The sequence below is a fragment of the Propionigenium maris DSM 9537 genome (assembly GCF_027925155.1).
Lineage (GTDB): Bacteria > Fusobacteriota > Fusobacteriia > Fusobacteriales > Fusobacteriaceae > Propionigenium > Propionigenium maris.
In genome coordinates, this window is record NZ_BSDY01000017.1 from 1 (window position 1) to 16,391 (window position 16,391).

General features: G+C 35.1%; 10 protein-coding genes. 3 read left to right on the forward strand and 7 right to left on the reverse strand.

All coding sequences use genetic code 11. The features are described from left to right. The 6 genes from QMG11_RS14575 to QMG11_RS14600 all read right to left on the reverse strand — a co-directional run. On the reverse strand, positions 1–289 hold a 289-nt coding region (locus tag QMG11_RS14575), incomplete at its 3' end, for a hypothetical protein (protein WP_281836964.1). A 151-nt stretch (positions 290–440) separates the two neighbouring features. Beyond that, positions 441–1,496 carry an RHS repeat domain-containing protein gene (locus tag QMG11_RS14580; protein ID WP_281836966.1) on the reverse strand — a complete coding sequence of 352 codons (1,056 nt, stop codon included), beginning with the start codon at positions 1,494–1,496 and terminating at the stop codon, positions 441–443. Positions 1,497–1,821: 325 nt separating this feature from the next. Beyond that, complete coding sequence (locus QMG11_RS14585) at positions 1,822–6,396, reverse strand: ZmpA/ZmpB/ZmpC family metallo-endopeptidase-related protein (RefSeq protein WP_281836968.1); 4,575 nt, start codon at positions 6,394–6,396, stop codon at positions 1,822–1,824. 15 nt (positions 6,397–6,411) lie between these two features. Further along, positions 6,412–9,945: a hypothetical protein gene (locus QMG11_RS14590; RefSeq protein ID WP_281836970.1), complete on the reverse strand. Its 3,534-nt coding sequence runs from the start codon at positions 9,943–9,945 to the stop codon at positions 6,412–6,414. Positions 9,946–11,311: 1,366 nt separating this feature from the next. Beyond that, positions 11,312–11,692 carry a hypothetical protein gene (locus tag QMG11_RS14595; RefSeq protein WP_281836972.1) on the reverse strand — a complete coding sequence of 127 codons (381 nt, stop codon included), beginning with the start codon at positions 11,690–11,692 and terminating at the stop codon, positions 11,312–11,314. Positions 11,693–11,852: 160 nt separating this feature from the next. Further along, complete coding sequence (locus QMG11_RS14600; RefSeq protein WP_281836974.1) at positions 11,853–12,101, reverse strand: hypothetical protein; 249 nt, start codon at positions 12,099–12,101, stop codon at positions 11,853–11,855. 2,376 nt (positions 12,102–14,477) lie between these two features. Between QMG11_RS14600 and QMG11_RS20065 the strand changes: the two genes are divergently transcribed. The 3 genes from QMG11_RS20065 (at position 14,478) to QMG11_RS20075 (ending at position 15,494) form a co-directional block, all read left to right on the forward strand. Beyond that, positions 14,478–14,726, forward strand: a complete 249-nt coding sequence (locus QMG11_RS20065; RefSeq protein ID WP_373877237.1) for a transposase — start codon at positions 14,478–14,480, stop codon at positions 14,724–14,726. Between the two features lie 157 nt (positions 14,727–14,883). After that, positions 14,884–15,225, forward strand: coding sequence for a transposase (locus QMG11_RS20070; RefSeq protein WP_373877238.1), 342 nt, complete (start codon positions 14,884–14,886; stop codon positions 15,223–15,225). Between the two features lie 35 nt (positions 15,226–15,260). Continuing rightward, the gene (locus tag QMG11_RS20075; protein WP_373877239.1) at positions 15,261–15,494 is read left to right on the forward strand and encodes a transposase; all 234 of its coding nucleotides are present in this window, start codon (positions 15,261–15,263) and stop codon (positions 15,492–15,494) included. A 166-nt stretch (positions 15,495–15,660) separates the two neighbouring features. Here QMG11_RS20075 and QMG11_RS14605 read toward each other — a convergent pair whose 3' ends face one another. Next, positions 15,661–15,978: a TSCPD domain-containing protein gene (locus QMG11_RS14605; RefSeq protein WP_281836976.1), complete on the reverse strand. Its 318-nt coding sequence runs from the start codon at positions 15,976–15,978 to the stop codon at positions 15,661–15,663. Positions 15,979–16,391: the final 413 nt, after the last annotated feature.

Genomic DNA, 16,391 nt, shown 5'->3' on the forward strand with positions numbered 1-16,391 from the left:
CCCCTGCTTCCTCATCCCACTCCTGTCCCGTGTACCTGTACCTTATATCCCCTACATTTCCCGATACTGCTGTCTCTCCAAAGTCGGAGTAATTAAATTCCCCTCTCTTTACTCCACTCTCATCTGCTACAACCCTCGTTGACCCCAGGTGGTCCTTCAGCAGGTAGTTGACCCTATTCTTCTCCACTACTCCTATCATTCCGCTACCATCAAATATATTTACTCTAAGGTCTCCATCTTGATCTATCTCTGCCAATGGCAGTCGTCCCAATCCATGAAGATATCTCATTTTCCCTCCTTGTACCAATAAATTCAATCATTTTAAAATTTATTCTCAAATCAAACAGTACACATATAGCACAAAATCCGTGTATACGACCTCCTTTTCATCAGAGTTCAGGAATGTGTCTATTTCCCATATATAAAACTTACTAACTCTTCTACCACCTTATAGATTCAAAGTCTACAAACGGCACATGAGCCCCTTCTAACTCAACAACTTCTCGGCTTTCTGCATGCCTAGAAATTTCCGGAGCGTTTATATCTATTCTAGTTTTAATTTCTTGGGTTAGTAGCGTATCTGGAAGATGAGAAGTCTTGTTTCCTTCTATCTTATAAATAGATCTCAGCATTTGACCAACTCTTACTTTCATGTCTCTTTCTGAATTTATTGCATGAACACTAGACTTTACCTTTATTGCTTTAATTAGTCCACTTTTGATATTCATTTTTCCTACTAGTGAAGGATTTATCATTCTCTCCCCATCTAATAAAAAATAACGTTCCTCATACTTTGTACTAAACTTCCCTCCCTTCTTCATGAGAGCTATCTTGTTGTTACCATTCATAGCAAAATAGTACGTCCCTTCCAGAGGAACATTTTCCGAATTTTTTTCCATCAATAAACCATCCTTTAATTCATGAAAAATCTTATTACCTCCAGGACGAGAGACATTTTTTGCTAATCTATAAAGCTTATCTTGTCCTCCGGGAAGCATGTCTAACACTTCACTTGTTTTTCGAAGCGGCCAACTCAAAGTAGAACCTAAAGTCAAAGTATATTTGATTGACTCCTCCCCATCGGGATCAATAAAATTAATAGGATTATTCCCTGCATACACATAGGGACTGAATCCCTCCCTTGCTGGGTCAGGGCTGTTAAACCTTCCCGTTGCAGGGTCATACTCCCTTGCCAGGTAGTTGTACTCCCCTGCCTCCTCATCCCACTCCTGTCCCGTGTACCTGTACCTTATATCCCCTACATTTCCCGATACTGTTGTCTCTCCAAAGTCGGAGTAGTTGAGCTCTCCTCTCTTTACTCCACTCTCATCTGCTACAACCCTCGTTGACCCCAGGTGGTCCTTCAGCAGGTAGTTGACCCTATTCTTCTCCACTACTCCTATCATCCCGCTACCATCGAATATGTTTACTCTAAGGTCTCCATCTTCATCTAGCTCCACAAATGGTAGGTGCTGTAAACCATAAATATATTTCATTTTATACCTCCTTCCTCTCCTTCCATTGAATATCTTTTTTAGTTTTCTCTTTCCCTCTTAATATTAAGGTAAACCTATTAGATATTAATTCACGTAAGAGTCCAAGCTATCTAAGGAAGAATAAAGTAATAAAGCAAAGGTCCTCTATTATTAGCACTCCCTTCAAGTCTAAAGTAGAGGCTTCAGCAAGTAATGCTGAAGCCTCTGACCCTTTCTTATCTTAATTCACTATACTCTCCAATAAATATCCTTTACAATCTCTTCTTAATATATAAAGACACAACCAAAACAACTAGTGAAGATTTCACTGAAATCAGCCTCTAACTTACAGGGGCTTCTGTGGACACTCCCCTTTAAAAGTCCGTAAAGTCGGATACTCTCCGTCCTTCATATCCCAGAGATTCTGATCCCAGTTAATGCTCCTATAAAATTGAGGATCTTGTAAAGTTCTCGTGCTCTCCTTTAAAAATGGAAAAACGCTATAAGAACTCGCATACCGTTCTTGATCAATATAACAATTTCTTATAGTTGGATTGGTCCCGATAGATATAATACGAATATCCTCCCCTATACGATTCCCTAATGCCACTACACAGTTTTCAATATCTGCTTCATCATATATAATGCTAAAAAGGAAAGGCATATATCTATAATGACTACCAGTAATTCCCTCAATTACACAATTTAAAAGCTTTCCCCTAAATGAGTGCGCTATAGCATATAAATTACAACCAAACTCTGCATTTCTAATTTCACAATTCTTAATTGTTGGTGGTTCAACTCCCGATTCTGAGATTGTCCGGCGAATAAAGGTTGCACTTGTAGATCCATGCCCACTCGAAAGACCGTCAACTAAAACGTTATCTATTAATGTTCCTGCGTACATTTTTGATGCGATGAGGTAACTATCCGACTTATCTAAAAATTTTACATTTTCAAACTTCAAATTCCTTACTTTTGCACCTCCTTTCATTTCAGCAAAAAGTGAAGTTCCATCAAGTCTCAAGTTTTTGACAGTATACCCCCCCCCATCTAGGGTTCCCTTGAAAATTACATCCGTCTTAGGATAGTTGCCTGCACTTGGGTCAGATGTAATCTCATTCATATCTATATCGCACACCAATTCGTAGTTCCCATACGGATTCATATTGCAAAATTGTCTGGCACTATATATTCGACTTCCTGTAATATCATCTGGATTCCTTGGAACATCTTTATGAGTTTTCGACACTCTTCTTCCTAAATGATCATACACATATGTAACTTTGCAACTCATTGAACCATGAATTGTTTCTGGCTTTTCATCTTCTAAAACAACTTCTTTTAGTCTTCTCGTCCCTTCCTCATATCTATAAGTTTTCTTTTTCCAAGCCCCTGCTTCACTACTGTAGAAGGTTTTGCTAACAGTATCACCCATATCATTGTAAGAAATGTAATTTGGTTCTCTATCGTCTGACCAATACACCGTTAACTGATTATTGGAATTCTCATGTAAATAACTTGTTGATTCTTCATTTTTCTTTTTTTCTAGCATGTTACCATATAGATCGTAGGAATATGTAATGGAATCAGTTATTCCTGAGTCCTCATCTTTGGATTCTGAACTTATTAGTCTGCCCCTGTAGTCGTAGGCATACTTCTTAGTTGTCCTCTTACTATTAGTCCTCTCTTCTATTCCAGTTATATAACCTTGGTTATACTCATCCCCATCATAATCTAAACTCTCGCTATACAGTAAATTATCAGCAGAATCCTCTTTCGTAAAATACCTTACATGCTCCAAACTATCATTCAAATTGTATCTACGCCTTTCGATGATTTCTGACATCCTCTTTTCCACGACCCTGTCATACAAATCGTATATATAGTCACTCGCAACCACTACTCCGTTTACGGTCACACTCTCCATTCTTCCTAAGGTATCATATTTATATAGTATCTCTGCCTTTGGATGGCTGACCTTCGTTGGTTTATTTATTCCATTGTATTCGTAAGAAACAACTTCCATCTTTTCATCATTTAGCTTTGTTCCTATTCCTGTAATCCTTCCAAATCCATCATAACTGTAGTGTGTTGTGACCTCTTTAACCCCTGTAAAGGTTACTACCTTAGTGAGGTTTCCATCTAAATTTTTTAGCTGCTCCATATCGCTGTTAGTTTCAAGCATTCCCTCAATTCCATAAAAATAGGAAATGGTTGTATTCTTGCCGTCTTCAGGGAACTCGATATTATCTGCAGCCTCCACAAGCTTTTCTATACTATCTAAAGCTTCTAATCCAGATACTGTTCCCTCCTCCTTCAGCCTTCCGATCCTATCATATAGAAAATATCTCCAGTGAGGAGATCTATTGCCTTCCCCGTCCAACACATCATTTACAAACCTTTTTCTTCCAAGGCTATCCCTTACTGTTATGACACCACCAACTATGTCAGGCTCACTTCGCATTATCACTCTGTCATAAACGTCTGGTAAAACCGTTGTGCTTATTTCTCTTGATTCTTCGCATCCTTCGACAATTTCATGGGTTATCCTTTCCGCTCCTTTTCCACGCTCATGAGCAATTTTTTTAGTAACTTCTTCTGTTGGACCTTTTAGGCTCCGATAAAACTCACGGCCTTGAAGATCTGTTCCAATATCCTCTGTAACCATCTTAAAATTGGTTTCACTGTTCCTTTTAATGTCATACTTCATTTCTCTTTTTTTAGATTTGTAATATTCTTTATTGTAGTCTCTACCTAAGGAATCGGAAGTAGAGTTATAGGAGGTAGATACTAGTGTTTGCCTCTCCCCCTCACCAGCAACTAAGCCAAGATCCGTAATATCTTTTGTCTCTTTAGTAACCCTTCCCACTCCATCCCTTTCAAGCTTAAGATATGCAGCTGGAGCAGTGGAAAGCTTCATATCCATATAATACTCCTCCACTCTTCCCCCTATTCTTAGTTCATTGTTCCAATCTAATTCTACCAAGTCAGGAATATATTCCAAGAACTTGACATCTTGATGGGTCAGAGATATCCTCTTACTCTTTAAAATAACATCCCCGGAGCCATTATAAATTATCTGTTCTGCTCTTAAGTGAGGCTTACCGTCTATCGATACTATTCCCTGCTTCTGTATTGTATCCCCTGCTCCATTGGAGATATCAACCATTATATTTGGCGAATCAAATATAATATTATTGTTAAAACTTTTATTTGCACTTAGGCTGTATGGCCCTACAACTTCTTTAGAAAACACCTCGGCTAAAAGCAGCTTCCCTCCTGCAAAGAAAAGAAGTGTTCCGCTACTCAAAACTACATTCCACTGTTTGTAAAATAAGGCATCTTCAACTATTATTTTATCCGTTTCACCTGGTTGCTCAAAAATATATTTTCCTCTTTGGGCTCCACTCTCCTCTTTTGAGGTGGGTTGATAAGTGATCTTCCCTATCTTTCCTAAATTATTGGAGCTAATCTCTACGGATATTTCATTATGAAAGTGCTCTTCTTCACACTCCCCCTCCCAGAATACTCCTCCATCTATAGGAGGCATCTCATTTAAACTATCCAAGTTTAGAATTTTCTCTCCTAAACTCTGAAGGGAAAACAGATAGTTTTCATTTGTGGGAGCTTTAATCTCCTCCCCTTTGGCAATATACATCTTGTTGCCAAATCGGCCATATCCCCCTAAAGCAATCGAAGCTTCCATTGTTTCACCGCTGTGGAGATCTTCTTGATACGTTGTCCTTAAAAGCCCTGTTGCATTATTGTAATAAAACCTTGTTCCTACATTATTGTTTATTTTATATGTTTGCTGTTTCTGGTCATTTGTGTAGGTATTTATCTCAATAGCTGTTCCCTCTGGCTTACACCAAAGCATGTCAACAATAGCTCCTTCCGGCAAACTTAAGCAAAGGCCTTTACCGGACTGAACAGGAACCTCTATATACTGCCACCTCTCGCCACTTACTTTTAGTACAGCCTCGCCATCAACCTCAACTCTAATCTCTCCTCTACCGGGATTAACAAACCCACCCACAAAAGAATCAACAGATACTGTGTCCTTCCCCACTCTTATCTCTGTTTCTTTCATAGCTAACAAAACATTGTTACGACTCTTCCCTCCTCCACTCGAGAGAACCTTAAAATCATTCACACTTAGGATCCACCCCATATCCTTCAGTGAAGATAGATTTTTTGATTCTTCATAATCTGCAAACCCTATATAAGATACATGTGCTTGGCACCCTCTCAATATAGGTAAATTTGAGAACTCTGCAATCGGATAATTTTTTCCAGCACTATAGATTACAAAGCTTCCAGTTTCCAAAGAATGACCAGTTCCATCAGTCAAAACACTACTTTTAGAAGCGGTCACCAGTCCTTCCTTATTACGCCCTACTGCTTCCCAAGTCCTATACCACTTGTTATCCTCTTCGTGAAACCTTGGCTCCTCTACCCACTTTAAATTCTTGTTGTCATCATATCTATATCTTTTAACCGACTTTCTCAGATCCTTTCCTGTGCTGTCAAACTCTTTTACTGCTTCTCTCTCTATCTGAGACAGCTTATTCTTAGAAGCAGCTATACCGTCATTTTCCCACAGGTAATTCATAGATTGCTCTACCTTTATTCTTTTTAAGTCATTGCCATCATATTCAGATAAGAAGTTTGTTTTCTTAGCCAATTGGTATCTTTTATTGTATTCATACTCTGTACTTGACTTTGCTTCTGACTTAGATTCACTACTTTCACTTATCCCCAGCCGTCTTACATATCTGTCCGCCTCTGCTATATGATATAAATCATAAGCATTACTTTCTTTAAGTAATTCTTCTTTCCTCTTATTAACAATACGCCTACTTAAAAGAGCCCCCTTTAAATAGGCTATCTTTTTATCACCTGTAACACTAACTCTCATAACCCCTCCTTCTCTCTATTTTAAGCTTGGATATCTAACCACATCATCGCTTAGATCCGTATTTTCTGTAATATATGTATATTCAACTGTTTTTTCATCCCCAAGATTAATCCTTGTTGTGTCATAAATGGCTCCATCTTTACTTAGAACAGCTATGTTGCCAATGTGCTCATATTCATAGGATGATTCAAATATCCTTTCCTCGCCATTTATAACCTCACCTGTCTTCATTGTGGATTTGGATACATAAATATCACTAAAATCTCCACTTATCCTGTCATACATTTTTTTGAACAGTTTATAGCTTTTAGGTATACCTTTATCCTCATTATCATACATCAATACAAAACCATTTGAATCAACTACTATAGCATTATCACTATACTCTTTTGTTGAATATACCTCTTTTACTTTTCCAACGGTTTTACCATGTAATTCTCTGGCATATAAAGTAATTTTATCTCCGTCCTTCATTAGAAATGGAATTACCGGACCTTCAACATCGTTTCCATATGATCCAATCATCTTTCCTGTGATTTCTTCCGTCAAATTTCCAACTAATGTTGAAAACGTATCCTCAGTCTGCCTATACAACATAGCATTTCCATTCACTATATATCTCCCCATGCTTTCATTACCACCATATTGGAGAATGGCTTTATTCATTGCCGCATTTAACTGGGCTATGATTGCAGTGTTAAATGCGGCTTCTATACCTTTATTGACCCCCATTATTGCCATTTGAAAAGCTAAAATCCCAAAAATTGCCTCTGGATTAAGCACTAAAAAACCTATATTTATTAGTGTGGCCAATCCTCTGATTATTCCGTTCTCTATTTCGGAAAGTTTTATAGCTTCTTGTTCTTCAGGAGTTAGAGTTTTATCGTGCTGCGGCAAATTGCTATTTAATAAGCTCAATCTATAAGTATTATTAGAGATATCATAAACCATAAATGCAAGATCGTTCCTGGTAATATTCTCTATATTGTTAAGCACATCTATATTATTAGTTCTGCCAATGACATCTTCGTCAAAGAATGTAAAATTAACAAATCCCTTGTTTTGGTTTTCATAGAATAAAAGAGAGTCAGAGCTGTCTAGCTTGTTCCACTCACCGTCCTCATATCTATATCCCACTACACTGGTTTCTATACTTGGAAGTATATCTCCATGGCCATTGTCGTATATGACATATTGATTCGGCATGTTAGTAGGGCATTCTGCCCATCCAAATGTATCTGAAACAAGTAAGAGATTCTCCGTGCAAACAAACGATCTATTGAGGCTGATTTTAAATTTATAGTTTCTGTCATTAGAACCAAAAGCATGCTTCCAATCCACTTCAGTATATCGTTCAAAAAGTGAATTAACTTCATGTTCTTCAGTTTTTAGTGTATCAGGATCATAGGTATAATAAAGTGAAAAAGGTGCATTACCAGTTTCTACTTCTGCCCGCGTATTATTACCACTGTCCCAACCTCGTGCAGCTAAATACGGAATTGCTAAATATCGGAACTCTATAATTGAGTCTCTGAAAGAAAGGCTATATTCCATTTTGTCAGATAAGATCTGATTTTGGTTCATCCCCACTGATGTATTAAAAGCAAGTATATCTCCAAAAGTAGCGAAACTTGTGATGCTTGGAGTAGCGTGTGTCACCGCCTCAAGTAGTTTAATCTCTTCCAGTGAAAACTGAACTCCTACAAGTGTTAAATATCCTTGAAGTTCTATATCATACGCCTCCTTACAAGGCTTTTTTTGCTCAGCGTGATATTTAGCTATCATCACCTTATCCCCATTTAAGGCTATCGCCCAAGCTCTACGATCCTTATAGTTATTTTTAGCATGCTCCGGAGACTCAATTTCAAGGTATTCAGTATATTCAGGGAACTTCTCTTTCCCTATCTTCAAATTATTATGGCACTCCCAGCTATCTTTCAAATGATTCTTTTTATAGATTACTAGGTTGTAATCTTGATCAATCTGACCGAAGCAAGCTATATAATCTTTATTCATCGTAAAAATCTTCCTAGACTTATACTCGTCTGCGTCCAGTAGGTTTTCTTTCCACGTCAAAGAATCTTCTTCTAAAGAAAAAATTCTGGATACACCATTCCGACCCTCAAAAATAAACTCGTCTTCACCTGCAGCTAAGTTGTATTGTCCTAAGTAGTCGTGTGTCCCTTCTCGCACCTCTACCTCTACCTCTTTCCAACCTAGGGTACTCCACCAGTGAATCCTTAAAACACTATCTCCTGATTTATTTTTTCCACTTATTAGGGTATACTTTGGTAATATCATATACTTTATATCACTCAATCCAGATAAATTAGAAGTGTGTTCTAATGAAATATTCTTAAACTCCTTATTTCCATATTCATATTCTACAGAAATTCCTGTAGGATATGTTATTTTTTTTAAGGCGAGTGGTACATCCTCATCCTGAGAAGGATAGTATCCAAACTCAAAACTCGGCTCATCTTGATAATTATTATTTATAACATTTCTTATAGACTTAATATATCTTTTAGTATTATAAACACCCTGGTTTTCCTCGGAGTCTAATGTACTGTATTCGATTTCTTTAGTTCTTCTGTTTTGAGGTGTCAGAAGTCCGATTAAATTAATATATAGTTTACTAATCTTCTCCTGTCTTCCATTAGGTTTATGTGCTGACAAATCTTCAATATGTATTTCCTTTTCTTGTTTTCTTCCATATTCAATATCAATGTAATCTCCATTGGAGTTTTTAATTTTATATAGATAACTTTGTACTGTATACCACTCTTCTCCTTCTCCTATTTTCTGACAATCATTTATATAGTAAAACTTCGTTGCATTATTATAATTATCCCTTATAGATGAAAGATTCCAGACATTCTCTAAAACCTCGGACCCTGCGGTTTTTTTAGACATCCATGGATAATATCTTGTTTTCTCTTTTCTATACACACCATATTCTACTGTTCCCTCTCTATAAAAGTTCTTATCATGCCCACCTCCTATTTCACAATTGACTTCAATCAATTTTCTTTCCACGTTATCATAGCATTCTGAGTCATTCTCATCATCTGTTTCACTGTAACCGAAAAAATAGCTGATTCCAGAATCGTCAATAATTTCCCAATATGAAGAGCCCTCATCAGTTACTTTATGATAAAATAACCAATTGTCCATCTCTCTGGATTTATATCTTCTTCCCTTTAACCTGTTTTCTTCCGCATAAATAAGCTCCGTAAAAGATCCACCGTAGAAAAACAAGTATTTCTCCTTTGTAGCATCCAACATAGGAGTCATTCTCAGTATCCTTCCACCAAGGTTGATGTTCCATCCAACTCCCAGTAACCCTGATTCCCATTCCATAACATTCTTTCTGACCTCAGATTTTGTATTCATAGAGTAACTGTAACCAATTCCAATATTAACTTTTGGACTCACTCCGCTGAGCTCGAAGAAGGGTATATTTAAATTAATCTTACCCGTACTTGGATCCACGTTGGGGTCCTCTGCCACTCCTCCTCTTAAAAATTCTTTCACTTTGTCAGCCATCTTTTTTCCTCCTTACCAGTAATAATTTTCTTATGCTATTTACATATCTAATTAACTATACTCTGTGTTCCCGGAACACAGTCAACACTTTTCTTCTTAACATTAATGCATTCACAGAAAAACATTAAAAAATATCGTTGAACCCTAAACTTTTCTATGCTTATTGACCCTTAGATAGCTTGGATTCTTGCGCGAATTAATATATATTTTAAGTTGCTACCTTAATAATTTTTTTATAAAATATGCTTAAATAACACTTAAGAAACAGGCATAAAATATGAAAAAACAAATCTTTTAAATACTTGAATTTGTATCATCTATACTTGAATTAATTTGTAATGAAGAAAGCTCTCAAACTAAAATGAAAGATGCTGAAGTTATTACAGCTGCAATTGTGGCAAGAATCCATTTCAATGGAAACTTTTAAAAGACTTTAAACTTTTTTAGTGATTCTCCACATTTTAACTATGACTTATCAAAAAGTAGATTCTCTAGAAAATTAGTTGAATTTATAATGGGTTAAGAATTCAAACAGCAGAGCTCTAACTCTTAGCAATTTTTGGAGGTATAATTAGTACTAAAAGACATCTAGTTGGAGGAAGTTATGGCTTAAAGAGATAGATTCCCTTAGCTTCAGAAGTGTGGAAGAGACCTTTATTGCTTCTGTGGATGGTTTACCTGGATTTAAGCTATCTATCCCGATACAAAGGTACAGAGATAAATCAGAAACACTCTAGGGTTCCTTAGCAAGGAAAGGAAGATCTTTGCTCAGAAGCTAGATGTTTACAGAGCGCATGACGCTGAATATGGCTTTGATTCGCTAGAAAGGCTAAATAAGGTAATACCCTGAATACTCTCCGGCGCTTAAAGCCTGGTATAATAACCGGAATGAATTAACCCACTTTTTCGAGTATCCTCAGGAGATTAGAAAGACCATCTATACCACGAATAAACCGCCAATTCAGGAAGGTGAGCCGCTCTAAGGCAGTGTTTACAACAGATGACTCTCTTCAGGAGGTTCTTTATCTGCCTTCTAAAAACATGCTGAATAAGTGGACTCAAAAGATCAGAGGATGGGAGAAGATACTTAGGATGCTAGTAGTAATTTCTCCTGAAAAGATGGATAAACATTTAATTTAAAAGGAGCTTCAGCTGAAGCTCCCATTAACGGCTAGAAATCTAATTTACACGTAATTTAGGAAAGACCCAAAAACCCCATTTTCAATATTTTTAATGGATTTAAAGTTTTCTTCTCTGAAAAAATTTCTAATAGATTCCTTTAGTAATCCAGATATCTTAATTGATATATTAGTATCATTGAGTAATCAAGAGAGGAATTCTTAAATACACAAAATTATTTACATTATCAGTAAGTTTTATTAAACAGTATTTGATCGTTACCTAATTCTCTATCTGATTTTACATAAACAATAACTCTTAAATCAGGGTTATTAACTTCTTTTCTAATTATGTCTACAAGTGTACTTATAAACTCTTCAATTACAGAGGGGCTTAGTTTTTTCCAGGTAGAACCTCCAAACATTGAGTCGATTTCTATTTCCATATAAGCACTACCGTAAGAAATGGTCAAATCATAATCTAGACCACGAACATCATACCTTGAGTCACTAATAATGGAATATTCAAAATCAAACCTTGCCTCAAGAATATCTTCAATGACCTCAAAGGATCTAGAGCCGAATGATAGCACTGATAAAAATAACATTAATACTATAGTTTTCTTCATATAAATAACCTCCGTATTTTCTTAAATATTTAACTATCTTTTTATAAAAACCAAGCAACAGATAAAACTCTCTTAAGAGACTCTATCTTTCCTAATAAAAATATATAAATCACTGACTATTTCTCCCTTACTCTTAACATAATTCCTTCATTATTTCTATTTAAAAATCGGGTAATTTTTTTTTTACTCCTCTCAATTCATTAACTTCTATCTGATGGAAATAATAAGGCTTTATGGAGCTTAATTGTCGAAAAGCTCTAATTTCAGAACATGAGTCTTCATAAAACAAATCATTAATTTCTTTTCCTGTTTTCTTATAGCTTTTTAAACTTTTTAAAGAGTAACCCTCTCGTAATAATACGCCTTTCAATCCATTGACTTTTTCAGTTATGACATAATATTTGTACATTTTTCCTCCTTCTTTAATTAAAAATCTACTCACCACACTAACTAGAGAGCTAAAATAAAAAAAATTTAGCTCTTTGATCATTTAATCAATTTTAGCAATAGCTTGTTGAGATTTTATTTCTTTTGCTATTTCTCAGATTAATCCCTCTATTAAAGCTATTCTTATTTAAAATCCATTCTAACTTAATTTAAGAGTGCTGAGGAAATAGTAAAGTTAGAAAATCCTAATCTCTTATCAGCATGTTGGGCTCCTCCTTCAGCTCCTGCTAAAAAATTACAATTAGAGAGACGAGTGCTAATTTCTTTAAACTTTCGGTTTCTACATTGATAAAGACATTTCCTATATCTCTCCTCCACCTAACGTTGCCTATATCAAAACTTTCATCTACATATGCGTTGTTTATATTAAAATCTCCATATAGAAGTGGAACAATATAATTCATACTTAAGCACTTCCTCTATCCCTTAGACCATACCGACTATCCCCCAGATAAATTATCCCCAGTATAAATGACTACTACCTACCGTCTATAACCTCCTTGGCCTCCAGGTGTAATAAAAATTACTTTAGAAGCCTTATTTCTGTTTTAACTTTCACATTTAATCTGCTAAAATCTCATCCTGCCTAATAAGTCTTCGAAAGTATTTCCAATATCCTTACTCCTTATAAAAATGCCTCTTCTCCTTTCAGGTGAAGCTCTAATCCCATAGCCTTCTGTCCTGTTCTTTTCTATCTCCAAAATTTAAAAAGTTTCATCTAAACTTATCAAAAAATCTTTTATCTCCTTCTAATACAGGCTGTAAGAACTTCTTTTTAAATACCCTTACGTTTCGTAAACCATGCTCCTCGCCGTATACCATTTAAATTTAAAAAGCTTAAAAAATAAAAAATTAAACGAAAAATTTTTTTTTAAAGTTAGTTATTTTAAGATTCATCTTATATACCAGTTTAAAATTATAAATTTTCTCATTAGTTATTATTTATTATATCGAAGGTGTTCTTGACTTATACTCTCAAATGAGATAAAATCACAGTTACTAAAATATATGCTATGTTTTTTAGGGGATTTTAATTTATTTTTTAATGACTTAATAACAAATTTCACTTTAACATTAAAGTTGAATTAAAACTTATAAACAATATGATTAAGGAGCTATAATATGAACAACCATTTTTTTAATCTCGCCTGTGAACTTCAAAAAGGGAGTTTTTTATTAAACACTTCATTGAAAAATTTTTTTAATAAAACACATCTTTCTAAAGTTAATCACTTAGAACTATTAATTCTACAAACTCTCTTTTATAACAGTAATATAAACTTATACCAATTATCCAATATACTAGGTTTCACAATTTCACAAATCAGCAGTTCGATAAGCTCTTTAGAAGATAGAAAGTTAGTAAAAAAAAGGATCGTTAACTCCTCTCCTTTAGAATACTCCTTATCTCTAAAAGATGAGTCCTTTAAAATACTTTCTGAATATCGCGACTATATGACCAAAACTTTGTTAAATAGTCATTTACTCACTCAAAAGAATATAAATCTTAATTCTATAATTAATGACTATTCAATCATTATTAGTAAAATAGAGGTTATTTTTTATGACACCTTTATTTGATCTTATAACTCTAAAAAATTCCAGAAGAACTCTTGAAAAGAAAATTGAGGTTTTTTTACAGAAGAATGGTATCCAAACATTAAGCTACTCTGAATTTCTCCTACTTTTTTATATAAAAAACAATCCAGGACTGAATCAGTTAGCTCTCTCTAAAGTGGCATATGTCTCTCCAGCTATGATTAATAAGATGACTAAAAATTTAAAATATTATGATTTAATAATAGATAAGAAGACTCGAAACGCATCCTCTCTGTTTCTTTCCTTGAAAGGTAAAAGACTAATTTCCAATGCCCACTGCTGGGTAGATTATTTTTTAAATAAAAACTCTAGAGATAATATTATCTCCTTGCATAACCTGATTAAATGTATTAATGAAACTTTAATTAATTCTTTTTAAACTTGAACAATATAATTAGATGCAATAATATATTATCAAATGAGATATAGTACTCTAAAAAATCTTTCATAAAAAACCTGTTAAATGTGATCAAGACAATGGCATTTAGCAAGGAATTTGAGGGTTTCCCGAATTTAGTGCAAACTTAATATGGCCTTCCTAGTCATTAGAAATATAATCTATTGATTAAAGAGGTTTTTTGTATGAGTAGAAAAGCTAAAAATATTAATTCTTTGGTTAAAACGATCTTTCAAGAAAATGATATCTAAAACATTGCTAACGCGCAGTCTCTTCTAAAAGGTATGTTTAAAGATATGGTTTCTCTTATGCTGAAGGCTGAAATGGATGAGGCACTAGACTATTAGAAATGATGCAGCAGATAACTCTAGAAACGGCTATAACAATAAGAGGGTAAAAGCCTGTATAGGAGAAGTCGACCTGGATATTCCACGTGACCCTAAGGGAACTTTTGAGCCTCAGGTTATTCCTAAATATTCCCGTGATATATCGGATATAGAAGACAAGATAATATCCATGTGTGGGCGTGGTATGTCCACCACAGATATTAATGATCACTTAGAAGAAATCTATGGCGTGAGCTTTAGATAATCAGGATAACCGATAAAGTAATTGAGGAAGCTAACCCGTGGAAATCAAGACCTTTGTTTTTTTAGACGGTATTCACTTCAAAGTTAAAACTAATGGCAAGGTAATTAACAAAGCTGCATACATAATTGTAGGGATAGATCTGTAAGTAAAGAAAGATATATTAAGTATAACTGTCGCGGCAAATGAAAGCTTTAAATTCTGGCTTAAAGAGATAGACTCCCTTAAATCCAGAGGCGTGGAAGAGATCTTTATTGCTTCTGTGGATAGCTTACCTGGGTTCAAGGAAGCTATCAAGGCTATCTATTCTGATACAAAAATTCAAAGATGTATTGTCCACCAAATTAGAAATACTCTGAGATTTCTTAATTACAAGGAAAGGAAATTCTTTGCTCAGGAACTAAAAAAATTTTACAGAGCGCACGACGCTGAATCTGGATTTGATTCACTAGAAAGACTGAATAAAGAATACCCTGAATACTCTCCTGCGCTTAAATCCTGATATGACAACTGGAATGAATTAAGCCACTTTTTCGAATACCCACAAGAGATCAGAAAGATTATCCATCTACGAATGTAATAGAAAGTATAAATAGTCAATTTAGGAAAGTAAGCTGTTCTAAGGCTGTTTTTCCAATAGATGACTCTCTTCAGAAATTACCTTACCTTGCCTCTAAAAACATGGTGAAAAAACGGACTCAAAAGATCAGAGGATGGGAAAAGATACTTAGAATGCTGGTTGTAATTTATCCTGAAAAGATGAATAAATAAAGGTAGAAAAGTAAAAGGGAGCTCTTAGAAATAAATCTAATGACTCCCCAGCAAACATACCTTATGATATTTTTCCTTCTACTAGCAATAATTTCCCTGTTCTGAAGCTAATTTTTCACTTAGCCGTCTCCATGCGCAAGGAAAGAACATACCTCTCTTACCTCCCTTACTTAATTGAGAGATGAGGTACAAAACCCACATCGACTGCAAGTGTGTTCACTAAAAGTAAGTACTTTCTTACCAGCTTTTTGTCCCATTTTAATCTTCTTAATGTCCCCTCTCCCTCACCCATTACGTGATACTTGAGCATCTCCGTAAGTTTATCCATACAGGAGGTATCCCCTGCAAGAGAAGCACCAGAACAGAAGTTGTCATCTAGAAGTTCTATAACCCTCCCTACCTCAATTCCAGGAAGCAGCTTTGAAATAACATTAAGATTACCTGGGCCCCCTTTACAAATTTCATGGGAATGGATTCCTTCCAACAGCTACTTCTACTGTCATTTCTGTACTGCAATCTCATAAGCCTTCTCAGTAGCTTATCACATCTGGCATACTTAGTTGAGCTACTGCTGTAACTTCTGCCAATAATAAGATTTTTTTCATTTTATCCTTCTACTTGCAATTTAACTATAAATCTACATCTATCCTTTCTCACTTGAATAGCCATATATCTATACTAGCTTCACTTTACCACTTTATATAAAACTTTACTATAATATTGCTTTTTAATGAGCCTGCCCCGCAGTCTCATTTAATTAATAATTACTTTAAACATATAATTTTAATGAAGCTACTACCTTGGTGAACATTATTTGCAACTCCTATTTTAAACTCTTTCGAATTTTCTCTTCTTTGCATAAAAATACCCCTTTACACTCAAATGCTACCACACTCG

Excerpts from the sequence above, each read along its gene's own strand:
- QMG11_RS14600 (WP_281836974.1), bottom strand. The coding sequence starts at position 12,101 with ATGTACAAATATTATGTCATAACTGAAAAAGTCAATGGATTGAAAGGC.
- QMG11_RS14580 (WP_281836966.1), bottom strand. The coding sequence starts at position 1,496 with ATGAAATATATTTATGGTTTACAGCACCTACCATTTGTGGAGCTAGAT.
- QMG11_RS14585 (WP_281836968.1), bottom strand. The coding sequence starts at position 6,396 with ATGAGAGTTAGTGTTACAGGTGATAAAAAGATAGCCTATTTAAAGGGG.
- QMG11_RS14590 (WP_281836970.1), bottom strand. The coding sequence starts at position 9,945 with ATGGCTGACAAAGTGAAAGAATTTTTAAGAGGAGGAGTGGCAGAGGAC.
- QMG11_RS14595 (WP_281836972.1), bottom strand. The coding sequence starts at position 11,692 with ATGAAGAAAACTATAGTATTAATGTTATTTTTATCAGTGCTATCATTC.